The following is a 22,080-nucleotide window of genomic DNA, read 5'->3' on the forward strand; positions in this document are numbered from 1 at the left end:
CGAGCTGGGGGTGGCCGCAGAGACCAGCGAGAAGCGACTGTTTACTAAAAACACAGGTCCGTGCGAAGCCGTAAGGCGATGTATACGGACTGACGCCTGCCCGGTGCTGGAACGTTAAGGGGACCGGTTAGTCCGATTTCGGTCGGGCGAAGCTGAGAACTTAAGCGCCAGTAAACGGCGGTGGTAACTATAACCATCCTAAGGTAGCGAAATTCCTTGTCGGGTAAGTTCCGACCTGCACGAATGGCGTAACGACTTCTCGACTGTCTCAACCATAGGCCCGGTGAAATTGCACTACGAGTAAAGATGCTCGTTTCGCGCAGCAGGACGGAAAGACCCCGGGACCTTTACTACAGTTTGATATTGGTGTTCGGTTCGGCTTGTGTAGGATAGCTGGGAGACTTTGAAACGCGGACGCCAGTTCGCGGTGAGTCGCCGTTGAAATACCAGTCTGGTCGTGCTGGATGTCTAACCTGGGTCCGTGATCCGGATCAGGGACAGTGTCTGATGGGTAGTTTAACTGGGGCGGTTGCCTCCTAAAGAGTAACGGAGGCGCCCAAAGGTTCCCTCAGCCTGGTTGGCAATCAGGTGTTGAGTGTAAGTGCACAAGGGAGCTTGACTGTGAGACCGACGGGTCGAGCAGGGACGAAAGTCGGGACTAGTGATCCGGCGGTGGCTTGTGGAAGCGCCGTCGCTCAACGGATAAAAGGTACCCCGGGGATAACAGGCTGATCTTCCCCAAGAGTCCATATCGACGGGATGGTTTGGCACCTCGATGTCGGCTCGTCGCATCCTGGGGCTGGAGTCGGTCCCAAGGGTTGGGCTGTTCGCCCATTAAAGCGGTACGCGAGCTGGGTTTAGAACGTCGTGAGACAGTTCGGTCCCTATCCGCTGTGCGCGTAGGAGTCTTGAGAAGGGCTGTCCCTAGTACGAGAGGACCGGGACGGACGAACCTCTGGTGTGCCAGTTGTCCTGCCAAGGGCATGGCTGGTTGGCTACGTTCGGGAGGGATAACCGCTGAAAGCATCTAAGCGGGAAGCCTGCTTCGAGATGAGGACTCCCACCCACTTGATGGGGTAAGGCTCCCAGTAGACGACTGGGTTGATAGGCCGGATCTGGAAGCCAGGTAACTGGTGGAGGTGACCGGTACTAATAGGCCGAGGGCTTGTCCTCAGTTGCTCGCGTCCACTGTGTTAGTTCTGAGGCAACGACCGTTGTCGGCTTTGAGCAGAACGCATAACTAAAGAGTGTGCTTGTTCGCTCGAAACCATTAGGGTTTCGGTGGTTATAGCGTGAGGGAAACGCCCGGTTACATTTCGAACCCGGAAGCTAAGCCTTACAGCGCCGATGGTACTGCAGGGGGGACCCTGTGGGAGAGTAGGACGCCGCCGAACAATCTTTGGAAGGACCCCTGGTCCCAGCGTTCAGCTGGGACCAGGGGTCCTTTTGTTTTTACAATGCTTGCGGTACCGAAGACAGGAGTCACCGATGTCCACCAACTCTCCCGAGGATCGACCGGAGCGCGACCAGCGGCGACGGGACAGTGGGGACCGCGGCGAGCGTGGCGGCTACCGCGGCAACCGCGGTGGTTTCCGTCGCGACGACCGCCGGGACGACCGTCGTGACGACAACCGTCGTGACGACAACCGCGGTGGCGGGTACGGCCGGCGTGACGACAACCGGCGTGACGACCGACGCGAGGGCGACCGTGGTGGCCGTCCGGCCTTCCAGCGCGACGACCGTGACCGCGGTCCGCGTCGGGACGACCGTGGGGATCGTCCGCCCTTCCGGCGTGACGATCGCGGTGACCGTCCCGCGTTCCGCCGTGACGACCGGCGTGATGACCGCCGTGACGACCGTGGCGAGCGTCGCGACAGCGATCGCGGTGGCTTCCGGCGCGACGACAACCGGGGTGGTGGCTACGGCCGTAGGGACGACCGGCGGACCGGGCCCGACCGGGGTGGCTACGGCCGGCGCGATGACCGTCGTGACGACCGGCGCGATGACCGCAGGGACGACCGCGACCGTGGCTTCCGTGGCGATGACCGCGGTGACCGCGGTCCGCGTCGGGACGACCGTGGGGACCGTCCGCCCTTCCGGCGCGACGATCGCGGTGACCGTCCCGCGTTCCGCCGTGACGACCGCCGCGACGACCGGCGCGATGACCGTCGTGACGACCGCGACCGTGGCTTCCGCCGTGATGACCGCGGTGACCGCCCGTCCTTCCGCCGTGATGACCGTGGCGACCGCCCGTCCTTCCGTCGGGACGACCGGCGCGACGATCGTGGCGACCGCCCGTCCTTCCGTCGGGACGACCGCCGTGATGACCGTCGTGACGACCGCGGCGACCGCCCGTCCTTCCGCCGCGATGACCGTCGTGACGACCGCCGTGACGACCGTGGGGACCGCCCGCCGTACCGTCGCGACGACCGTCGTGATGACCGCCGGGATGACCGTGGTGAGCGTCGTGACGGGGACCGTGGTGGCTTCCGGCGTGACGACAACCGGGGCGAGCGCGGTGGGTTCCGCGGGCGTGACGACCGTGGTGGTCGCGGCGGTCCCCGGCGTGACGACCGGGGTGGACGTCCCGGTGGCTTCCGTGGGCGTGACGACCGGCGCGATGGCGGGGGCAGGTTCCGTGACGAGCGGCCCCGGGACAGGGACCGTGACCGGGACCGGGAGCCGATCAAGCGGCTGCCGATCCCCGAGGACGTCACCGGCGACGAGATCGACAAGGACGTACGGCAGGAGCTGCAGAGCCTGCCGAAGACGCTCGCGGAGGACGTCGCCAAGAACCTGGTGATGGTCGCCCGGCTCATCGACGAGGACCCCGAGGGCGCCTACGCCTACTCCAGGATCGCTCTGCGGCTGGCCTCGCGCGTCGCCGCCGTACGTGAGGCGGCCGGGTTCGCCGCGTACGCGAACCAGAAGTACTCCGAGGCGCTGGCCGAGTTCCGCGCCGCGCGGCGGATGACCGGCAGCGTGGAGCTGTGGCCCGTGATGGCCGACTGCGAGCGTGGGCTCGGGCGGCCGGAGAAGGCGCTTGACATGGCCGGGGCGGCCGAGGTGCAGAAGCTGGACAAGTCCGGGCAGGTCGAGATGCGGCTCGTCGCGGCCGGCGCCCGGCGTGACATGGGGCAGCTGGACGCGGCCATCGTGACCCTGCAGAGCCCCGAGCTCGCCTCCAACTCCATGCAGCCGTGGACCGCGCGGCTGCGGTACGCGTACGCCGACGCGCTGCTCGCCGCCGATCGTGAAGCCGAGGCGCGGGAGTGGTTCGCGAAGGCCGTGGAGGCCGACAAGGACGGCAGCACGGACGCCTCGGACCGGCTCGCCGAGCTGGACGGCGTGGAGTTCGTCGACGCTTTCGACGCGAGTGACGAGAGTGACGAGAGCGGACAGGTCGGACAGGCCGGAGAGGCCGAGGACCTCGACGCCACGAAGGCCGAGGCGGACGTCGACACCGAGGTCGACACCGACACCGACACCGAGGTCGACGACGACAAAGACTGATCCGTAGTGCGAAGGGGCGGGACCATGTGGTCCCGCCCCTTTCGTATGTCTGGGACCCCTGTCCGCGGCTCGGTTCGTTCAGCGGCCCAGCGTGCGCAGTACCAGTCCCGACGCCGGCTTCGGGCCGAACGACGTCGATTTGCGGGGCATCGTCACGCCCTGGCGGGCCAGGTCGCGGACGACCTCCTCGCGGACCGGGTGCAGCAGGACGGCGGTGCCGCCGTCGCGTTCGGCCTTCTCGACCGTGGCCGCCGTGTCGTGGATGTAGGCGATGCGGGCCGGGTCGTCCTCCGGGATGTCCCAGACGTGGTCCAGGAGTGTGGAGTGCAGGACTGTCGCATCCAGGGTGCGCCAGGCGACGGGGCGCTCGACGGGGATCGTACGGGCCAGGAGGTCCGGGTCCGGGCGGTCGACCAGGTGGAAGGCGCCGTCGCCCGCCAGCAGGAACGCGTTGCCGGCGCACGCGCTGTCCGCCAGTGCCCCCAGGGCTTCCGGGAGGGACACCGGCAGGTGCTGTATACGGAACCGGCCCTTCAGGGCGGCGAGCGCGTCGGCGACCGGCACGCCGTGCAGAAGGCGGTGGATGGCTCGGACGCGCAGCGGGTAGCGGGCCGTGTCGACGAGCAGGACGAGGCCGTAGTCCCAGGGGCTCGGGGAGTCGTGCTCCGTGCGCAGCCGGCGATACGTCGCCCAGCGGTGGTGGCCGTCGGCGATCAGCGCCTGGTGCTGGGCCAGGTCGGACTGGACGCGGGCGAGGTCGGCCGGGTCGGTGATCGACCACAGGCGGTGGCTGTAGCCGTCCTCGGTGGTGGTGGCGAGGAGCGGCGGTTGGCCGGCGACGCGTTCCACGAGCTCGGCGGTGGAGGAAATCGAGCCGTCGCCGCGGTAGGTCAGGAGCAGCGGTTCGAGGTTCGCGGAGGTGGCGCGCATCAGGTCCGCGCGGTCGGCGACCACGTGCGGCATGACGTCCTCGTGCGGCAGCACCACGCCCTCCGACGGGTCCGAGACGCGCAGGGCACCGATGATGCCGCGCTGGAGCATGCCGTCGCCGTCGCGCTGCTCGTAGACGTACAGGCCGGGTTCCGGGTCGGTGGCCAGGACTCCCTCGGACTGCCAGCGGCGCAGGGTGTCCGACGCCTGCTCGTTGCGGGCGCCGGCCGTCGGGGCCTGCGGCAGGATCAGGCGGACGATGTTGTACGGGTCCGCTGACTGGAGGTGGTGCAGGCCGTCGGGTCGTACGACGACGTCGTACGGCGGCGATGTCACGGCGGCCAGGCTGCCGACCCGGTCCGGGTCGTAACGAAGGCCTCGGAACGGGGTGAGTTCCAGGCCTCGGCGCGCCGTTGCTTCCGAGTGACCTGCTGTGTTCATCCCGGCATCGTACGTGTGTCAGAGGCGTGAGGGATGATCGGGGGAAAGCCGTCGAACGAGGAGCGATGTGGAATGAGCCAGAGCGTCAGGACGAGGCCCGAGGGCAGTGGCCAGGCCCTGAGCGAGGCGTACGACACGGCGCTGCTCGACCTGGACGGGGTGGTGTACGCGGGGGGCCACGCCATCGAGCACGCCGTCGAGTCGCTGGAGAGGGCCAGGGCGGGCGGGATGCATCTCGCCTACGTCACCAACAACGCCCTGCGGACGCCGGGCTCGGTGGCCGACCACCTGACCGAGCTGGGGATACCGACCGGTGCCGAGGACGTCATCACCTCCGCGCAGGCGGTCGCGCGGCTGATCAGCGAGCAGGTGCCGGCGGGGTCGCGGGTGCTGGTCATCGGCGGCGAGGGGCTGCGGGTCGCCCTGCGGGAGCGCGGGCTGGAGCCCGTCGAGTCCGCGGACGACGATCCGGCGGCGGTGGTGCAGGGATTCGGCGGGCCCGAGCTGCCGTGGGGACGGTTCGCCGAGGCGAGCTACGCGGTGGCGCGCGGGGTGCCGTGGTACGCGTCCAACACCGACCTGACGATCCCCAGCGGACGCGGGATCGCGCCGGGAAACGGCGCCGCGGTGGAGGTCGTGCGCATTGCGACGGGTGCCGAACCGCAGGTCGCGGGCAAGCCGTTGCCGCCCATGCACCGGGAGACGATCCTGCGGACGGGCGCCGAGCGGCCGCTGGTGGTCGGGGACCGGCTGGACACGGACATCGAGGGGGCGTTCAACGGCGAGGTGGACTCGCTGCTCGTCCTGACCGGTGTCACCGACGGCGCGCAGCTGCTCGCCGCGCCGCCGCAGCACCGGCCGACGTACGTCGGCGCCGATCTGCGCGGCATGCTCGCGGGACAGCCGGAGGTCACCGAGGCGGGAGACGGCTTCCGGTGCGGCGGCTGGACGGCGACGGCGGCCTCGGACCGGCTGGAACTGGAGGGTGACGGTGCGGCTCTGGACGGCCTGCGGGCGCTGTGCGCGGCGGCCTGGACGGCGGCCGGGGACGGCGTGTGCGAGCTGGATGCGGGGAAGGCGCTGGCGCGACTGGAGTTGTGAGCCGTCCGGCCGGTGCGGCGGCCCGCCCATCGAAGGGGGATGCGAGGGTAGGCTAACCTAACTACGTGTTGGTCGACAGTCCTCCCGAAGAGCGCGCGGAGACCGCCCCCGCGCCCCCAACCCGCCGGGCGATACGAGCCATTGGGCTCCTCGTCGCTCTCGTCGTCCTGGCGCTCGTCGCATTGGCGAGCATCGCGATCGGCGCGAAAGAGCTCTCTCCGGAACAGGTCTGGCACGGACTGTTCCAGGACACGGGGACGTACGGCGACGTCGTCGTGGACGAGAGACTGGCGCGGACCGCCCTCGGACTGCTCGCCGGCGTGGCGCTCGGGCTCTCCGGCGCGGTCCTCCAGGCGCTCACCCGCAACCCGCTGGCCGATCCCGGTCTGCTCGGCATCAACGCGGGTGCCTCGGCCGCGGTCGTCACCGCCATCACGTACTTCGGCGTCACGAGCCTCAACGGCTATGTGTGGTTCGCCTTCGTCGGAGCGGCCGCCGTGGGTGCCCTGGTGTGGTTCCTCGGCGGCAGCCGGAGCGCGACGCCGGTGCGGCTCGCGCTCGCCGGCACCGCCATCAGCGCCGCCCTCTACGGCTATCTGCAGGCCGTGATGATCACGGACGAGGCGGCGCTCAACAAGATGCGCTTCTGGACGGTCGGTTCGCTCGCCTCGGCGACCAACTCGACCACCCTGCAGGTGCTGCCGTTCATCGCGGCAGGCACGGTCCTCTCCCTCGTGCTCGCGCGGCCGCTCAACGCCGTGGCCATGGGCGACGACACCGCCAAGGCGCTCGGCGCCAACCTGAACCGCACCCGGGCGCTGTCCATGCTCGCCGCGACCATGCTGTGCGGGGCGGCGACTGCGGCCTGCGGGCCAATCGCCTTCGTCGGGCTGATGGTTCCGCACGTCGTACGGTCCTTCACCGGCCCCGACCTGCGCTGGATCCTGCCGTACGCCGCGATTCTGTCGCCCGTGCTGCTGCTCGGCGCCGACGTGCTCGGCCGGACCGTCGCCCGCCCCTCGGAGCTGCAGGTCGGCATCATCACCGCGATCATCGGCGGGCCGGTCTTCATCTTTCTGGTACGACGGCGGAGGACGGCGCAGCTGTGAAGAGCAACCGTGTAGTGAGGCCCCCGGGCGGGCTTTCGGTGCGCCTGGACGTCCGGGCCGCCGTCGCGGTCGCCGTGCTGCTGCTCGCCGCACTCGCCGCGAGTGTTCTGCTGATCGGCACCGGCGACTTCCCGATCTCGGCCGGCGACGTGCTCAAGACCCTGGCCGGGAACGGCAATGCGGGGCAGGAGTTCATCGTCGACGAGCTGCGTCTGCCACGCGTCCTGGTCGGGCTGCTGGTCGGCGCCTCGCTCGGGCTCGGCGGCGCGCTGTTCCAGGCCGTCACCCGCAATCCGCTCGGCAGCCCGGACGTACTCGGCCTCGGACAGGGCGCGACGGCCGGGGCGCTCGTGATGATCGTGCTGTTCTCCGGCAGCGCCGCCCAGGTCACCATCGGCGCGCTGGTGGGCGGGCTGGCGACCGGGCTCGCCATCTATCTGCTCGCCTGGAAGCGGGGCGTGCACGGCTACCGGCTGGTCCTGGTCGGCATCGGCGTCTCCGCGATCGTCACGGCGGTCAACGGCTATCTGCTCACGGTGTCCGACATCGTCGACGCCGCCCGCGCGGTCGTCTGGATGACCGGCTCCCTCAGCGGCCGTGACTGGGACCAGGTCTGGCCGCTGCTCGCGCTGTGCGCCGTGCTCGTCCCGCTCGTCCTCGCCAACGCGCGCGGGCTGCGTCTGATGGAGATGGGCGACGACGTGTCGAACGCGCTCGGGGTGCGCGTGGAGCGCGTACGGGCGCTGCTGATGGTGGCCGCCGTACTGCTCACCGCGACCGCGACCGCCGCCGCGGGACCCGTCAGCTTCGTGGCGCTCACGGCGCCGCAGCTCGCCCGCCGCCTGACCCGCTCGCCGGGCCCCAATCTGCTGTCGTCCCTGTGCATGGGCGCCGCCCTGCTGGTCACCGCCGACTGGGCCTCGCAGCGGATCTTCGGCGCCGACCAGCTGCCCGTGGGCGTGGTCACCGGAGTCCTCGGTGGCGTCTATCTGCTGTGGCTGCTGGTCGCCGAACGCAAGGCGGGCCGGATATGAGCGCCCCCACGAAGCCGGACACGAACACCCGAAGGAGCACAGTGAACCGCCTGTCCGCCGAGAACGTCACCCTCGCCTACGACCAGCGGGTCATCGCCGAGCAGCTCTCGGTGGAGATCCCGGACAACTCCTTCACGGTGATCGTCGGCCCGAACGCGTGCGGCAAGTCGACATTGCTGCGGGCCCTTTCGCGCATGCTGAAGCCGAGCAGCGGGCGAGTGCTCCTCGACGGGCAGGTCATCCAGTCGATGCCGGCGAAGAAGGTCGCGCGGACGCTGGGCCTGCTGCCTCAGTCGTCGATCGCGCCCGACGGCATCACCGTCGCCGACCTGGTGGGGCGCGGCCGCTACCCGCATCAGGGCGTCCTGCGCCAGTGGTCGGGCGAGGACGAGCGGGTCGTACAGGAGTCGATGGCGCAGACCGGGGTCGCCGAACTCGCCGATCGCTATGTCGACGAATTGTCCGGCGGTCAGCGGCAGCGCGTGTGGATCGCCATGGCGCTCGCCCAGCAGACGCCGCTGCTGCTGCTCGACGAGCCGACGACCTACCTCGACATCCACCACCAGATCGACGTCCTCGACCTCTGCGCCGAGCTGCACGAGGAACAGGGCCGCACGCTGGTCGCCGTGCTGCACGACCTCAACCACGCCGCGCGGTACGCCACCCACCTCATCGCGCTGCGCGAGGGACGGGTCGTCGCCGAGGGGACGCCGAAGGACATCGTCACGGCCGGGCTGGTCGAGGAGGTCTTCGGACTGCGCTGCCAGATCATCGACGACCCGGAGACGGGAACGCCGCTGGTCGTGCCGGCGGCGCGCAAGGCCCGGGCCGCTACAGCAGCTTCCTGAGCAGGAACAGGTCGCGCAGGCCGGCCTCCAGCTTCACCCGGCCCGCGCCCCAGGCCCGTGCGAAGTTGAGCTCGCCGGCGACCATCGCGACCAGGTCGTCGCCCTTCATGGTCAGCCGGATCTGGGCCTTCTCCCGCGGAGGGCCCTGGATCGTGTCCTGCACCACGATCCGGCCACCGGTCATCCTGCCGATGAACGTGACGTCGAGGTCGGTGATCAGGCAGCTCACCGAGCGGTCCAGGGAGGCGGCCGTGCGGACGTCCCCTTCGGCGCGGTTCATGTTGTCCGAGAGCTTTTCGAGTGCGGCGCGGCATTCTTCGATCGTGGCCATCGAGATCGACGGTACCCCAGGCCTTCGGGGTAGCGTCTGGGCATGAGCGACACTGTGCCCGAGGCCACCGCGGGGGACGAGACGGCCGAGGTCGAGGCCGGGCCCGATCACGACCCCGCCGCCCCGGCCCCGCTGAACGTGCCCCGCACCCCGACCGGCAACGCCGAGGTCGACGCGCAGCTCGAGCGGCTCGGCGACGCCGACCACCTCGCCACCGACGGACACGTCGAGGTGTACGAGGATGTACACCGGGGGCTGCGCGACACGCTCACCGCGCTCGACGCCCGCCCGGGACCCGCGGCCCCCTCACCGTCGTACGGACAACACAGGAGCTGAACCGAACGTGGCAGGAGTCGCACGTCGCCGTCTGGACGCGGAGCTGGTGCGCCGCAAGCTCGCGCGCTCGCGCGAGCAAGCGAGCCAGCTGATCGCCGCGGGGCGGGTCAAAGTCGACAAGACAGTGGCGACCAAGCCGGCCACGCAGGTGGAGACAGCGGCGGCGATCGTCGTCTCCACCGACGACAGCGATCCCGACTACGTCTCCCGCGGCGGCCACAAGCTCGCGGGCGCGCTGGCGGCCTTCGCGCCGCTGGGGCTCGTCGTCGGGGGACGGCGGGCGCTCGACGCCGGCGCGTCGACCGGTGGCTTCACGGACGTCCTGCTGCGGGCGGGGGCCGCGCACGTCGTCGCCGTCGACGTCGGATACGGACAACTCGCCTGGACTCTGCAGAGCGATGAACGCGTCACCGTCAAGGACCGTACGAACGTACGCGAGTTGACGCTCGAAGCGATCGATGGAGAGCCTGTGGATCTTGTCGTGGGGGATCTGTCCTTCATCCCGCTCGGCCTGGTACTGCCTGCCCTGGTGCGGTGCGTGAAGCCGGACGCCGACCTGGTGATGATGGTCAAGCCGCAGTTCGAGGTGGGGAAGGAACGGCTGGGCAGCGGGGGAGTCGTACGGAGTCCGCAGCTGCGGGCGGAGGCCGTGCGGGGAGTGGCTCACAAGGCGTCGGAGCTCGGGCTCGGGGTGCGGGGTGTCACCGCCAGCCCGCTGCCCGGCCCGTCCGGGAATGTCGAGTACTTTCTGTGGCTGCGGGCCGGGGCACCCGAACTGGACCCGGCCGACGTAGACCGTGCAGTGGCGGAGGGGCCGCGTTGACACCGAACCGAGCTCGTACTGTTTTCCTGCTCGCCCACACAGGGCGGCCCGCGGCCATCCGCAGTGCCGAACTGGTCGTGAAGGGGCTGCTGCGCGAGGGCATCGGCGTGCGCGTCCTGGAGTACGAGGCGCGCGACCTGCCGCTGCCCGAGGAGGTGAAGCTGGTCAAGGAGGCCACTCCGCAGTGCCTCGACGGATGCGAGCTGCTGATCGTGCTGGGCGGCGACGGGACGCTGCTGCGCGGCGCCGAGTTCGCCCGGGCCTCCGGGGTGCCCATGCTCGGCGTCAACCTCGGGCGGGTCGGGTTCCTCGCGGAGGCCGAGCGGGACGACCTCGACAAGGTCGTCGACCGGGTGGTGACGAAGGCGTACGAGGTCGAGGAGCGGATGACCGTCGACGTCGTCGTGCACCGCAACGGCGACATCGTGCACACGGACTGGGCGCTGAACGAGGCGGCCGTGCAGAAGGTGTCCGCCGAGAAGCTGCTCGAGGTCGTGCTGGAGATCGACGGGCGGCCGGTCACCGGATTCGGCTGCGACGGGATCGTGCTGTCGACGCCCACCGGGTCCACCGCGTACGCGTTCTCCGCGGGCGGGCCGGTGGTGTGGCCCGAGGTCGAGGCGCTGCTGATGGTGCCCATCTCGGCGCACGCGCTGTTCGCGAAGCCGTTGGTCACCTCGCCGGACTCCGTGCTGGCCGTGGAAGTGCTGCCCCATGTTCCGCCCGGGGTCCTGTGGTGTGACGGGCGGCGGACGGTCGAGTTGCCGCCCGGGGCGCGGGTGGAGGTGCGGCGGGGTGCCGTGCCGGTGCGGCTGGCCCGGCTGCATCACGCGTCGTTCACGGATCGGCTGGTTGCGAAGTTCGCGCTGCCGGTCTCCGGGTGGCGCGGTGCGCCTCACTAGTCGGAAGCCCTGCACTCGGGTGGGTGACAATGTGCTGTCGATGTGCATTCGTCACCTGCACCTTCACACAACGGGGACGGGGGCCGTCGCACTTCCCGGTGCCGACCTCGTAAGGTCGTAGCCGTGCTGGAAGAGATGCGGATACGGTCGCTCGGAGTCATCGACGACGCGGTCGTCGAACTGTCGCCCGGGTTCACCGCCGTCACCGGTGAGACGGGCGCGGGCAAGACCATGGTCGTCACCAGCCTCGGGCTGTTGCTGGGTGGACGGGCGGACGCTGCGCTCGTGCGGATCGGGGCCGACAGGGCCGTGGTGGAAGGGCGGATCGCCGTTCCCACGGGCTCCTCGGCCGGCGTACGCGCCGAGGAGGCGGGGGCCGAGCTGGACGACGGGGCGCTGCTGATCAGCCGTACCGTCTCCGCCGAGGGGCGGTCGCGGGCGCACGTGGGCGGGCGCAGCGTTCCGGTCGGGCTGCTGGCCGAGCTCGCCGACGATCTGGTGGCCGTGCACGGGCAGACCGATCAGCAGGGGCTGCTGAAGCTGACGCGGCAGCGGCAGGCGCTCGACCGGTACGCCGGGGAGGCCGTCGCGGGGCCGCTGGCGAAGTACGGCGAGGCGTACCGGCGGCTGCGGGCCGTCTCCGTCGAGCTGGAGGAGATCGTCACGCGCGCGCGTGAGCGGGCCCAGGAGGCCGACATGCTGCGCTACGGCCTCGACGAGATCGCCGGTGTGGAGCCGCGGACCGGCGAGGACGTGGAGCTGGCGGAGGAGGCCGAGCGGCTCGGGCACGCGGAGGCGCTGTCGTCGGCCGCCACTGCCGCGCACGCCGCGCTCGCCGGGAATCCCGAGGACCCCGAGGGCATCGACGCCGCCACGCTCGTCGCGGGCGCCCAGCGGGCGCTGGAGGCCGTGCGCTCGCACGACCCGGCGCTGTCGGCGCTGGCGGACCGCATCGGCGAGATCGGGATCCTTCTGGGCGACGTCGCCGGGGAGTTGGCGGGGTACGCCGACGACCTGGACGCGGATCCCCTGCGGCTGGCGGCAGTTGAGGAACGGCGCGCCGCGCTGGGCGCGTTGACGCGGAAGTACGGCGAGGACGTCGCCTCGGTGCTGGCCTGGGCCGAGCAGAGTGCGACGCGGCTGACCCAGCTGGACAGCGACGACGAGCGGATCGCGGAACTGACCGCGGAGCGGGACGCGCTGCGCAGCGAACTGGGCGGGCTGGCCCAGGCGTTGACGGACAGGCGGGCGGAGGCGGCCGAGCGGTTCGCGGCGGCCGTGACGGCCGAACTGGCCTCGCTCGCCATGCCGCACGCGCGCGTGTCCTTCGAGATCCGGCAGACCGAGGACCCGGAGGGCGTGGAGGTCGGCGGACGCACCGTCGTCTACGGGCCGTCCGGCGCCGACGAGGTCGAGCTGCTGCTCGCCCCGCACCCCGGCGCACCGCCGCGGCCGATCGCCAAGGGCGCCTCCGGCGGTGAGCTGTCGCGCGTGATGCTCGCCGTCGAGGTCGTGTTCGCCGGGACGGACCCCGTACCGACGTACCTCTTCGACGAGGTCGACGCCGGTGTCGGCGGCAAGGCGGCGGTCGAGATCGGGCGCCGCCTCGCGCGACTGGCGAAGAGCGCGCAGGTCGTGGTCGTCACACACCTTCCGCAGGTGGCCGCCTTCGCCGACCGGCAGCTGCTGGTCGAGAAGACCAACGACGGGTCCGTGACGCGGTCCGGCGTGAAGGTCCTGGAGGGCGAGGAGCGGGTGCGCGAGCTGTCGCGCATGCTGGCCGGCCAGGAGGACTCGGAGACGGCCCGGGCGCACGCGGAGGAGCTGCTGGCCACGGCCAGGGCGGACGGTTAGGACGGGAGTCCGGCCGCCCGGGCCCACGGACTAGGGTGGCCGGATGGCCAACCGTGCAAGGAGAACAAGATCGTTCGCACTCGCCGCCACCCTCACCCGTGCGGGAATGGCCGGGCTGCGGGCCAACGCCCCGGGGGGCCGCGGGCGTTGGGAGCGGAAGAACCACGCGGGGCGGACCGTCGCGCTCTACGCCGGGCCCGCTGCCGGTCTGGCCGCCGCGGCCGGGGCCGCGCGGGTGCGGCCCGCCGCCGGGTTCGCGGTGCTCACGGCCGGGGTCTGCGGGGCCTACGACGACGTGGCAGGCGCCGGTGACCCCCGGCGCGGGTTCCGCGACCATCTCTGCGCGCTCCGGGACGGCGAGGTCACCAGCGGCGCGGTCAAGCTCTTCGGGATCTCCGCGGCGGGGCTGGTCGCCGGCGCGCTGCTCAAGGAGCGGGTCGTGGACAAGGTGCTCGCGGGAATCGTGATCGCCGGGGCGGCCCACTTCGTGAACCTCGTGGACGTACGGCCGGGGACGGCCGCCGGAGCGGTGGTCGCGCTCGGGGCACCGGGACTGCTGCGTTCCGGTCCCGGCGCGGAACTGGCCGCGGTCACCATGGGCGCGGCCGCGGCCGTCCTGCCCGACGATCTGGGCGAGCGCACGATGCTCGGCGACACCGGCGCGCACGCGCTGGGTGCGGCGCTGGGCACCGCTGTCGTGGCGAGCAACGGGCGCGCCGGAATGCTCGCCCACGCCGTGGCGTTCGTCACGGCGGCCGCTTACGGCGACAAAGTGAGCGAGGCGGCGCGGTCGCTGAGCATGGAGTGACGCGTGCGCCGGTACATGCCCTCTCTTCACTCGTGTGAGTGACCAACCCCACCGTCACGCGGCCTCCGTATCGCGTCCACGTTGCCGGAACACCCGTGCGTGCTGGCATCCTTGACGTCGTACGTGGAGGAAACCGCGCGGTACACCCCCTCCGCTCGTTCCTTCTGTACTTTCGTCGTGACCGCCCGACGCCGAACCAGGAGCCCCGGCCACGTGAGCCTCGTGAGCAGCCACTCACCGCACGGCCAGTCGTCGCTGCGCACCGTGCAGGTGCTGGGCGGCGGCAACGCCCGCAGCAGCGCGCACGTGCGCTCGCTGGCCTCGGGTCTGGTCGCGCGCGGCGTGCGGGTCACCGTGTGCGCCCCCGCCGAGGCCGATCGCACCTACGACTTCACGGGCACCGGCGCCGAACACGTGCACGTGCCGCGCAGCAGCGACCCGGGAGCCGTGGCCGCGCTGCGGGCGATCTGCGCCGACGCCGACCTCGTGCACGCGCACGGGCTGCACGCCTCATTCCGCGCCGCGCTCGCCCTCAGCGGCCGGCGCACCCCGTTCGTCGTCACCTGGCACGACCGCGCGCACGCCGACGGCGCCCGCGCGCATCTGCTGCGCCTCCTGGAGCGCCGGGTGGTGAAGGCGGCCACCGTGGTGCTCGGCGCGTCCTCGGACCTGGTGGACCGGGCCCGCCGCAGGGGAGCGCGGGACGCGCGGCTCGCCGCCGTCGCCCTGCCGGTGTCGCGCCGGTCCCCCGAAGCGGAGGAGCTCGACCGTCCGGGCCTGAAGATCCGGGCCGAACTCGGCGCCACCGAGCGCCCGTTGCTGATGGCCGTCGGCTCCCTCGACCGGCACCGTGGCTACGAGACCCTGCTGGACGCCACGCGCGTGTGGCGGCGTCTGGACCCCGTGCCGCTCGTGGTGATCGCGGGCGAGGGGCCGTTGCGGGCCGTGCTGCAGCGCCGTATCGAGGACGAAGGGCTGCCGGTCCGGCTCATCGGGCGGCGGGAGAATGTCGCCCAACTGCTCGCCGCCGCCGACGTGGCGCTGCTGCCCAGCAGTTGGGAGTCGCGTTCCGTCCTCGCGCAGGAGGCCCTGCACGCGCGCGTGCCGCTCGTCGCGACCCGTGTCGGCGGCATCCCCGAACTCGTCGGCGACGCCGCCGAACTCGTCCCGTACGGCGACGCGGAGGCGCTCGCCGAAGCCGTCACCGGGCTCCTCGGCGACCCCGGCCGGTGCGAGGAACTCAAGGACAGGGGCACCAGGCAGGCCGCCACCTGGCCCACCGAGGACGAGACGGTCGCCCAAGTGCTGAGCGTCTACGACGAGTTGACGCAGCCCCGGGTACTGATCTGACCGTCGGCTACGACACGTGCCGGCGGGCCCGCAGGGCCAGGCTCAACGCCATGACCGTCTGCGGGTCGTCGAGGTCCGTGCCGAGCAACTCGCCGATGCGGGCCAGGCGGTTGTAGAGGGTCTGACGGTTGAGATGGAGTTCGCGGGCGGTCTCCGCCTTGCGGCCGGCGTGCGCCAAGTACGTCTCCAGGGTGGGCAGCAGGGGCGGCCGGGAGCGGTCGTCGTGGTCGCGCAGCGGGCCGATCGCACGGTCCACGAAGGCCGCCAGGTCGGGGTGGTCGCGCAGCCGCCACAGCAGCAGGTCGATGTCCAGGCGGCGGGCGTCGTACCAGGGACGGTCCGACAGGCCCTGCGCCGCCGTCGCCGTCTCCGCCGCGTGTCTGAGGCCCGCCGACGCCGCGGCCCAACTGCCCGCCGTCGCGACGACCACCACCGGCGGCTGCGCCCCGGGCCGGTGCATCCCGGCCCGCTCCACGCCCGCCCGCAGCGCCGCCGCGACCCGGTCCGCGACCGTCGGGCGCTCCGACTCCGACCGCAGGCCCAGCAGCACGAGCACCCGGCCCTCGACGGGCCGGACGCCCAGCAGGACCGGGACGCCGACGGACGCCAGCTCCTCGGACACCGCGCGCGCCAGCACCGCCCAGCCGCCGCCCGGGGCGAGTGCGTCGCCCAGCCGCATGACGACGGGCAGAAGCGGGCTGCTCCCCGGCTTGAAGCCCAGCACGCGCGCCTGCGCGGGCGCGTCCGCCGCGGTGATCCTGCCCTCGGCGAGGTCGGTGAGGAAGTCGCCGCGGCCCCGCGCCGCCAGCTCCTCCTCCTGCCGTGCCTGCATCAGGACGACCGCCAGGATGCCCGCCGCCCGCTCGGCCGCCATGCGGTGCACCGGCACCAGCGGGGCCCGTACCGGAAGCAGGACCAGGCGTGCCCGTACCGAACCCGTCCCGGGCCCTCCTCCGGGCACGTCCACGAGCACCGAACCGGACAGCGGCGGGGTGTCCTTGTGCTGGCCGCGCAGCCCTTCCCACACCTGGAGCGGGTCCGCGCCCTCGGGCCCGGACCCGGCGGCGTACAGCAACTGCCCGTCCGGCGTCTCGAGGAAGACCGGGTTGCCGCCGAAGTCGGCCAGGATGCCGAGCACCTGGGGCACCCCGCCGCCGCCGAGCAGGGCCTCGGTGCAGCGGCGGTGCACCTCCTCCGCCTGCTGGAGGAGTGCGTAGTGGCCGTTGACGATCTCGGTGTGGATCTCCTCCGTGACCGTCACGAAGGGCACCTCGCGGTGCAGCTGGACGAGCGGGAGCCCGGCCGTGCGCGCCGTGTCGACCAAGGCGGCGGGCAGGCGTGCGAAGCGCGGTCCGAGCTCCACGACGAGAGCCGCGATGCCGCGCTCGGCCAGGGTGCGCACGAACGCCCGCTGGTCGGCCGGACGCGTGCCGAGCCCGTATCCCGTGGTCAGCAGCAGCTCGCCACCCTTCAGCAGCGAGGCGATGTTCGGCACCTCGCCCGCGTGCACCCAGCGCACGGTGCGCTGCAGCCGGTCGGCGCCCGCGAGCACCTCCGGCAGCCCGCTGCGCAGACCGGGCAGCTCCAGCGCCCGCTGAACGGTGATCCCGGCGCCGTGGGACTCGTATCTGCTGTCCGTACCGCTGTGCATAGCCGGACGCTACCTGCGCCGATGCCCCCACGACATCTCCGGGTGGTCGCGGCGGTTACGGCCGGGGCGGCCGGGTAGCGGGCGGGGCATGGAATTCAGTGTGGTGGCCGCGGCACGCGAGGACGGCAGTCCCGTCGAGGAGCCCCTGCGGGTCGGGGTGATCGCCGACCTGCTGGGCTACCGGGAGGTGTGGGCGGGGGAGGGGCCCACGTGGGACTCCTTCGTCCTCGCCGGCGCGATCGGGCGGGCCACCGGGCGGGTCGCGCTGACGGCCGGTCCGGTGCCGGTGTCCGTGCGCGACGCGTACACCCTCGCCCGCGGTGCCGCGTCGGTCGCCGCCGTCACCGGACGGACGGTCGGCGTGGCGCTGGGCACCTCCAGCAGGAGGGTCGTCGAGGGCGTGCACGGGCGGCCCAGGACGTGTCCCGCGGCCGTGCTGGAGGAGACGGCGGCAGCCGTGCGCGGGCTGCTGCACGCCGCGCCGGGCGGGCCCGTCGTCCCCGGCAGTCCCTTCCGGCGCCGGCTCGCGCCGCCCGGCGGCCCGCTCACCGTCGCCGCGTTCGGCGACCGCGCGATCGCCGCGGCGGCCACGCACGCGGACCGCATGCTGCTCGACGTCGTCTCCCCTGGGCAGGTGCGGGAACTGCGCGCCAAGCTGGACGCGGCGGCCGCCGAGGCGGGCCGTACGCCGCCCTCGCTCGCCGCCTGGCTGCCCGCGGCGGTGGACCCGGAGCCGGAGTCGCTCGCGCAGGTCCTGGGCAGCATCGCCGGCTATCTGACCGTGCCGGGGTACAGCGATGTGTTCACCGCCGCCGGGTTCGGCGAGGCGGTGCGGCTGGCCGCCGACGGAGCCGACCGCGACACGCGCTGGTGCGCGCGCTGCCCGCGGAGGCCGCCGCGGAGGTCGGTCTGGTCGGCGGCCTCGACACCGTACGCGCCCGCATCGAGGCGTACGCCGAGGCCGGGCTCGACGAGATCGCGCTGGTGCCGGCGACGGCCGCCGACCCGGCGGGGGAGCGCACCCTGACAGCGCTCAGGCCGGCCTGAGGTCAGCCGCCGTACGCCCCCGACGCCGTCAGGCGCAGCGCCGTGTCGATGAGCGGCACATGGCTGAAGGCCTGCGGGAAGTTGCCGACCTGGCGCTGCAGGCGCGGGTCCCACTCCTCGGCGAGCAGGCCCAGGTCGTTGCGGAGCGCGAGCAGCTTCTCGAACAACTTGCGGGCCTCGTCCACGCGGCCGATCATCGCCAGGTCGTCGGCCATCCAGAAGGAGCAGGCCAAAAAGGCCCCTTCGTCACCGGGGAGGCCGTCGACGCCCTCGCTGGAACCCTCCGTCGGGTAGCGCAGGATGAAGCCGTCCGACGTGGACAGCTCGCGCTGGATCGCCTCGATGGTGCCGATCACGCGCTTGTCGTCCGGCGGCAGGAAGCCCATCTGCGGGATCAGCAGCAGCGAGGCGTCCAGCTCCTTCGAGCCGTACGACTGGGTGAAGGTGTTGCGCTCCTTGTCGTAACCCTTCTCGCACACGTCCCGGTGGATGTCCTCCCGCAGCCGGCGCCAGCGCTCCAGCGGGCCGTCGGCCTCCCCGGACTCCAGGAGCTTGATGGTGCGGTCCACGGCGACCCAGGCCATGACCTTGGAGTGCACGAAGTGCCGGCGCGGGCCGCGCACCTCCCAGATGCCCTCGTCGGGCTCCTCCCAGTGCTGCTCCAGGTAGCGGATCAGCTTGAGCTGGAGCAGCGAGGCGTAGTCGCTGCGGGCCAGGCCGGTCATGTGGCCGAGGTGCAGGGCCTCGGTGACCTCGCCGTACACGTCCAGCTGGAGCTGGTGCGCCGCGCCGTTGCCGACCCGCACCGGCGCCGAGTTCTCGTAGCCGGGCAGCCAGTCCAGCTCCGCCTCGCCGAGCTCGCGCTCGCCCGCGATGCCGTACATGATCTGCAGGTTCTCGGGGTCGCCGGCCACCGCGCGCAGCAGCCACTCGCGCCAGGCGCGGGCCTCCTCGCGGTAGCCGGTGCGCAGCAGCGAGGAGAGGGTGATGGCCGCGTCCCGCAGCCAGGTGTAGCGGTAGTCCCAGTTGCGCACGCCGCCGATGTCCTCCGGCAGGGAGGTGGTGGGGGCGGCGACGATGCCGCCGGTCGGCGCGTACGTCAGGGCCTTCAGCGTGATCAGGGAGCGGATCACGGCCTCGCGGTACGGGCCGTGGTACGTGCAGTGCTCCACCCATTCGCGCCAGAAGTCCTCCGTCGCCTGGAGCGATGTCTCCGGCTCCGGCAGCGCGGGCGGCTGCTTGTGCGAGGGCTCCCAGGAGATCGTGAACGCGATCCGGTCACCTGGAGCGACCGTGAAGTCCGAGTATGTCGTCAGGGACTTGCCGTAGGTCTCGCACTCGGTGTCGAACCATACCGAGTCGGGTCCCGCGACGGCGACCGTGCGCCCGTCGTGCTTGTGCACCCACGGCACCACACGCCCGTAGCTGAAACGCATCCGCAGGGCCGAGCGCATCGGGACGCGGCCCGAGACGCCCTCGACGATGCGGATCAGCTGCGGAGCGCCGTCACGAGGGGGCATGAAATCGGTCACCCGGACCGTGCCGCGCGGGGTGTCCCACTCCGATTCCAGGATCAGGGAGTCGCCGCGGTAGCCGCGCCGGGCCGCGGTGGGCGGCCGCGCGTCGGAGGCGTGCGCGGGCCCGAGCCGCCAGAAGCCGTGCTCCTCGGTGCCCAGCAGGCCGGCGAAGATGGCATGCGAGTCGAAGCGGGGCAGGCACAGCCAGTCGACTGTGCCGTCCCGGCAGACCAGGGCAGCGGTCTGCATGTCTCCGATGAGTGCGTAGTCTTCGATGCGCCCGGCCACGTGCAACTCCAGTCGAACGGCCACGTCAGACCCCCATACGGGGGCTGTCGCCAAGTCGGTCAAGGGGTTTTTTCAATGCGTCGTTGAGCGGTGAAGCAAAGCAGGCGTCCAGCCGTGTGGCAAAACGACGATTGTTGCTCAACGAACTGACGAGCTCTCGTTGTTCCGGAGCAAACGGACGGGGGTGGTGCCGTGTTGCCGGCCGGGCTCGGCAGCGAGTGTCCGAGCAGGATACGACGCACGTAGATGATCTGTGTGCCCCTCGGGACAACCCGGATAGGCCGAACGGGTGAGCAACGGGTGAGAAATCCGGGAGACCGTGCGGGTCCGTGGTGACTCGTGTGCGGAGCGTGGCCGGAAGCCATCTCCTCCGGGCGCTGATACCCTGGTAGCCCGTGGACCGGTGGGCGAGAAAACCCCGGAACCGCACCCCAGACCGAGACCACGGGAGCCCCCCTTTGGCCATGACGCCCAAATCCACGACGACCAAGCACATCTTCGTCACCGGGGGTGTCGCCTCCTCGCTCGGCAAGGGCCTCACCGCCTCCAGCCTCGGCATGCTGCTCAAGGCCCGGGGCCTGCGCGTGGTGATGCAGAAGCTCGACCCGTACCTGAACGTCGACCCGGGCACGATGAACCCCTTCCAGCACGGTGAGGTGTTCGTCACGAACGACGGCGCCGAGACGGACCTGGACATCGGACACTACGAGCGTTTCCTGGACCGTGACTTGGACGGCTCCGCCAATGTCACTACAGGCCAGGTCTATTCGACGGTGATCGCCAAGGAGCGGCGCGGCGAGTACCTGGGCGACACCGTGCAGGTCATCCCGCACATCACCAACGAGATCAAGCACCGTATCCGCCGCATGGCCACGGACGAGGTGGACGTCGTCATCACCGAGGTCGGCGGCACGGTCGGCGACATCGAGTCGCTGCCCTTCCTGGAGACGGTCCGCCAGGTGCGCCACGAGGTCGGCCGGGACAACGTCTTCGTCGTTCACATCTCGCTCCTGCCGTACATCGGCCCCTCGGGAGAGCTGAAGACGAAGCCGACGCAGCACTCGGTTGCGGCCCTGCGCAACATCGGTATCCAGCCGGACGCCATCGTGCTGCGCTGCGACCGCGAGGTGCCCACCGCGATCAAGCGCAAGATCTCGCTGATGTGCGACGTCGACGAGGCCGCCGTGGTGGCCTGCCCCGACGCCCGCTCCATCTACGACATCCCGAAGACCGTGCACGGCGAGGGCCTGGACGCCTATGTCGTCCGCAAGCTGGACCTGCCGTTCCGCGACGTCGACTGGACGACCTGGGACGACCTGCTCAACCGCGTCCACAAGCCTGACCACGAGGTAACCCTCGCCCTGGTCGGCAAGTACATCGACCTGCCCGACGCCTACCTCTCGGTCACGGAGGCGCTGCGCGCGGGCGGCTTCGCCAACCGGGCCCGCGTGAAGATCAAGTGGGTCACCTCGGACGACTGCAAGACCCCGGCCGGTGCCGCGGCGCAGCTCGCCGACGCCGACGGCATCTGCATCCCGGGCGGCTTCGGCGACCGCGGTGTGCTCGGCAAGGTCGGCGCGATCAAGTACGCCCGCGAGAACCGGATCCCGCTGCTCGGCCTCTGCCTGGGCCTGCAGTGCATCGTGATCGAGGCGGCGCGCAATCTGGCCGACATCACGGACGCCAACTCCACCGAGTTCGACTCGGCCACCGGCCACCCGGTCATCTCCACCATGGCGGAGCAGCTCGACATCGTCGCCGGTGAGGGCGACATGGGCGGCACCATGCGCCTGGGCATGTACCCGGCGAAGCTGGCCGAGGGCTCGATCGTTCGCGAGGTGTACGACGGCAAGGAGTACGTCGAGGAGCGGCACCGTCACCGTTACGAGGTCAACAACGCCTACCGCGCGGAGCTGGAGAAGAAGGCCGGCATCCTGTTCTCCGGCACGTCGCCCGACGGCAAGCTGGTGGAGTACGTGGAGTACCCGCGCGAGACGCACCCTTATCTGGTGGCGACCCAGGCGCACCCCGAGCTGCGTTCGCGCCCGACCCGCCCGCACCCGCTGTTCGCGGGTCTGGTGAAGGCCGCCGTCCAGCGCCAGCAGGACCAGGGCAAGAGTTCCGAGTAGCACGACAGTTGTACGGTGGCCGGGGTGCTCGCATTCAAAAGGTGAGCACCCCGGCTTCATTTGGCGTG

At 71.3% G+C, this 22,080-nt stretch carries 18 protein-coding genes and 2 rRNA genes (1 of these 20 cut by a window edge); 16 read left to right on the forward strand and 4 right to left on the reverse strand.

Going from position 1 to position 22,080, the window contains the following annotated elements; all coding sequences use genetic code 11:
* The 4 genes from ACGFYN_RS07750 to ACGFYN_RS07765 form a co-directional block, all read left to right on the forward strand.
* A 23S ribosomal RNA gene (locus ACGFYN_RS07750) occupies nucleotides 1–1,173 on the forward strand; it begins 1,796 nt to the left of the window's first position.
* A gap of 104 nt (nucleotides 1,174–1,277) precedes the next feature.
* A 5S ribosomal RNA gene (gene rrf, locus ACGFYN_RS07755) occupies nucleotides 1,278–1,394 on the forward strand.
* A 227-nt stretch (nucleotides 1,395–1,621) separates the two neighbouring features.
* Nucleotides 1,622–2,803, forward strand: a complete 1,182-nt coding sequence (locus ACGFYN_RS07760; protein WP_393865316.1) for a hypothetical protein — start codon at nucleotides 1,622–1,624, stop codon at nucleotides 2,801–2,803.
* Nucleotides 2,695–3,513, forward strand: coding sequence for a hypothetical protein (locus ACGFYN_RS07765; protein ID WP_393865317.1), 819 nt, complete (start codon nucleotides 2,695–2,697; stop codon nucleotides 3,511–3,513). Before ACGFYN_RS07760 ends, ACGFYN_RS07765 begins: the two co-directional genes overlap by 109 nt.
* Before the next feature lie 78 nt (nucleotides 3,514–3,591).
* Here ACGFYN_RS07765 and ACGFYN_RS07770 read toward each other — a convergent pair whose 3' ends face one another.
* Complete coding sequence (locus ACGFYN_RS07770) at nucleotides 3,592–4,884, reverse strand: DUF1015 domain-containing protein (protein WP_393864880.1); 1,293 nt, start codon at nucleotides 4,882–4,884, stop codon at nucleotides 3,592–3,594.
* A gap of 72 nt (nucleotides 4,885–4,956) precedes the next feature.
* Between ACGFYN_RS07770 and ACGFYN_RS07775 the strand changes: the two genes are divergently transcribed.
* From ACGFYN_RS07775 to ACGFYN_RS07790, 4 genes are all read left to right on the forward strand, one after another.
* Nucleotides 4,957–5,985, forward strand: coding sequence for an HAD hydrolase-like protein (locus tag ACGFYN_RS07775; RefSeq protein ID WP_393864881.1), 1,029 nt, complete (start codon nucleotides 4,957–4,959; stop codon nucleotides 5,983–5,985).
* A gap of 65 nt (nucleotides 5,986–6,050) precedes the next feature.
* A complete protein-coding gene (locus ACGFYN_RS07780; RefSeq protein ID WP_393864882.1) occupies nucleotides 6,051–7,094 on the forward strand; it encodes a FecCD family ABC transporter permease in 1,044 nt (347 codons plus the stop codon).
* Nucleotides 7,091–8,128 carry a FecCD family ABC transporter permease gene (locus ACGFYN_RS07785; RefSeq protein ID WP_393864883.1) on the forward strand — a complete coding sequence of 346 codons (1,038 nt, stop codon included), beginning with the start codon at nucleotides 7,091–7,093 and terminating at the stop codon, nucleotides 8,126–8,128. Before ACGFYN_RS07780 ends, ACGFYN_RS07785 begins: the two co-directional genes overlap by 4 nt.
* A complete protein-coding gene (locus ACGFYN_RS07790) occupies nucleotides 8,125–8,976 on the forward strand; it encodes an ABC transporter ATP-binding protein (RefSeq protein WP_393864884.1) in 852 nt (283 codons plus the stop codon). The genes ACGFYN_RS07785 and ACGFYN_RS07790 overlap by 4 nt, the downstream gene beginning before the upstream one ends.
* Here the strand turns inward: ACGFYN_RS07790 and ACGFYN_RS07795 are convergent.
* Nucleotides 8,960–9,307 (reverse strand): sterol-binding protein, encoded by a 348-nt coding sequence (locus ACGFYN_RS07795; protein ID WP_393864885.1) that lies wholly within the window; start codon nucleotides 9,305–9,307, stop codon nucleotides 8,960–8,962. The two genes, ACGFYN_RS07790 and ACGFYN_RS07795, sit on opposite strands and share 17 nt — an antisense overlap.
* 42 nt (nucleotides 9,308–9,349) lie before the next feature.
* On the opposite strand from ACGFYN_RS07795, the gene ACGFYN_RS07800 reads away from it, so the two are divergent.
* The 6 genes from ACGFYN_RS07800 (at nucleotide 9,350) to ACGFYN_RS07825 (ending at nucleotide 15,380) form a co-directional block, all read left to right on the forward strand.
* Nucleotides 9,350–9,643, forward strand: coding sequence for a hypothetical protein (locus tag ACGFYN_RS07800; RefSeq protein WP_393864886.1), 294 nt, complete (start codon nucleotides 9,350–9,352; stop codon nucleotides 9,641–9,643).
* A gap of 7 nt (nucleotides 9,644–9,650) precedes the next feature.
* On the forward strand, nucleotides 9,651–10,466 hold the full coding sequence (locus ACGFYN_RS07805; RefSeq protein WP_393864887.1) for a TlyA family RNA methyltransferase: 816 nt from the start codon (nucleotides 9,651–9,653) through the stop codon (nucleotides 10,464–10,466).
* Nucleotides 10,463–11,368 carry an NAD kinase gene (locus ACGFYN_RS07810; RefSeq protein WP_393864888.1) on the forward strand — a complete coding sequence of 302 codons (906 nt, stop codon included), beginning with the start codon at nucleotides 10,463–10,465 and terminating at the stop codon, nucleotides 11,366–11,368. Before ACGFYN_RS07805 ends, ACGFYN_RS07810 begins: the two co-directional genes overlap by 4 nt.
* A 135-nt stretch (nucleotides 11,369–11,503) precedes the next feature.
* Nucleotides 11,504–13,222, forward strand: a complete 1,719-nt coding sequence (gene recN, locus ACGFYN_RS07815) for a DNA repair protein RecN (RefSeq protein ID WP_393865318.1) — start codon at nucleotides 11,504–11,506, stop codon at nucleotides 13,220–13,222.
* Nucleotides 13,223–13,265: 43 nt separating this feature from the next.
* Nucleotides 13,266–14,030: a hypothetical protein gene (locus ACGFYN_RS07820; RefSeq protein WP_393864889.1), complete on the forward strand. Its 765-nt coding sequence runs from the start codon at nucleotides 13,266–13,268 to the stop codon at nucleotides 14,028–14,030.
* Nucleotides 14,031–14,243: 213 nt separating this feature from the next.
* Complete coding sequence (locus ACGFYN_RS07825; protein ID WP_393864890.1) at nucleotides 14,244–15,380, forward strand: glycosyltransferase family 4 protein; 1,137 nt, start codon at nucleotides 14,244–14,246, stop codon at nucleotides 15,378–15,380.
* Between the two features lie 7 nt (nucleotides 15,381–15,387).
* Here ACGFYN_RS07825 and ACGFYN_RS07830 read toward each other — a convergent pair whose 3' ends face one another.
* On the reverse strand, nucleotides 15,388–17,031 hold the full coding sequence (locus ACGFYN_RS07830; protein WP_393864891.1) for a PucR family transcriptional regulator: 1,644 nt from the start codon (nucleotides 17,029–17,031) through the stop codon (nucleotides 15,388–15,390).
* Between the two features lie 88 nt (nucleotides 17,032–17,119).
* Here ACGFYN_RS07830 and ACGFYN_RS07835 point away from each other — a divergent pair, with 88 nt between their 5' ends.
* Nucleotides 17,120–18,058, forward strand: coding sequence for an LLM class F420-dependent oxidoreductase (locus ACGFYN_RS07835; protein WP_393864892.1), 939 nt, complete (start codon nucleotides 17,120–17,122; stop codon nucleotides 18,056–18,058).
* Between the two features lie 22 nt (nucleotides 18,059–18,080).
* On the opposite strand, the gene ACGFYN_RS07840 is transcribed toward ACGFYN_RS07835, so the two are convergent.
* Nucleotides 18,081–19,883, reverse strand: coding sequence for a glycoside hydrolase family 15 protein (locus ACGFYN_RS07840; protein ID WP_393865319.1), 1,803 nt, complete (start codon nucleotides 19,881–19,883; stop codon nucleotides 18,081–18,083).
* Between the two features lie 464 nt (nucleotides 19,884–20,347).
* Here ACGFYN_RS07840 and ACGFYN_RS07845 point away from each other — a divergent pair, with 464 nt between their 5' ends.
* Nucleotides 20,348–22,012 (forward strand): CTP synthase, encoded by a 1,665-nt coding sequence (locus ACGFYN_RS07845; RefSeq protein WP_393864893.1) that lies wholly within the window; start codon nucleotides 20,348–20,350, stop codon nucleotides 22,010–22,012.
* The last annotated feature ends 68 nt before the right edge of the window (nucleotides 22,013–22,080 follow it).

This window comes from Streptomyces sp. NPDC048419 (assembly GCF_043200415.1).
Taxonomy (GTDB): Bacteria; Actinomycetota; Actinomycetes; order Streptomycetales; family Streptomycetaceae; genus Streptomyces.

Coding starts and splice junctions, on each gene's coding strand:
- ACGFYN_RS07775 (WP_393864881.1), top strand. CDS start 4,957: ATGAGCCAGAGCGTCAGGACGAGGCCCGAGGGCAGTGGCCAGGCCCTG.
- ACGFYN_RS07845 (WP_393864893.1), top strand. CDS start 20,348: ATGACGCCCAAATCCACGACGACCAAGCACATCTTCGTCACCGGGGGT.
- ACGFYN_RS07770 (WP_393864880.1), bottom strand. CDS start 4,884: ATGAACACAGCAGGTCACTCGGAAGCAACGGCGCGCCGAGGCCTGGAA.
- ACGFYN_RS07830 (WP_393864891.1), bottom strand. CDS start 17,031: ATGCACAGCGGTACGGACAGCAGATACGAGTCCCACGGCGCCGGGATC.
- ACGFYN_RS07800 (WP_393864886.1), top strand. CDS start 9,350: ATGAGCGACACTGTGCCCGAGGCCACCGCGGGGGACGAGACGGCCGAG.
- ACGFYN_RS07790 (WP_393864884.1), top strand. CDS start 8,125: ATGAGCGCCCCCACGAAGCCGGACACGAACACCCGAAGGAGCACAGTG.
- ACGFYN_RS07795 (WP_393864885.1), bottom strand. CDS start 9,307: ATGGCCACGATCGAAGAATGCCGCGCCGCACTCGAAAAGCTCTCGGAC.
- ACGFYN_RS07835 (WP_393864892.1), top strand. CDS start 17,120: ATGGAATTCAGTGTGGTGGCCGCGGCACGCGAGGACGGCAGTCCCGTC.
- ACGFYN_RS07820 (WP_393864889.1), top strand. CDS start 13,266: ATGGCCAACCGTGCAAGGAGAACAAGATCGTTCGCACTCGCCGCCACC.
- recN (WP_393865318.1), top strand. CDS start 11,504: ATGCGGATACGGTCGCTCGGAGTCATCGACGACGCGGTCGTCGAACTG.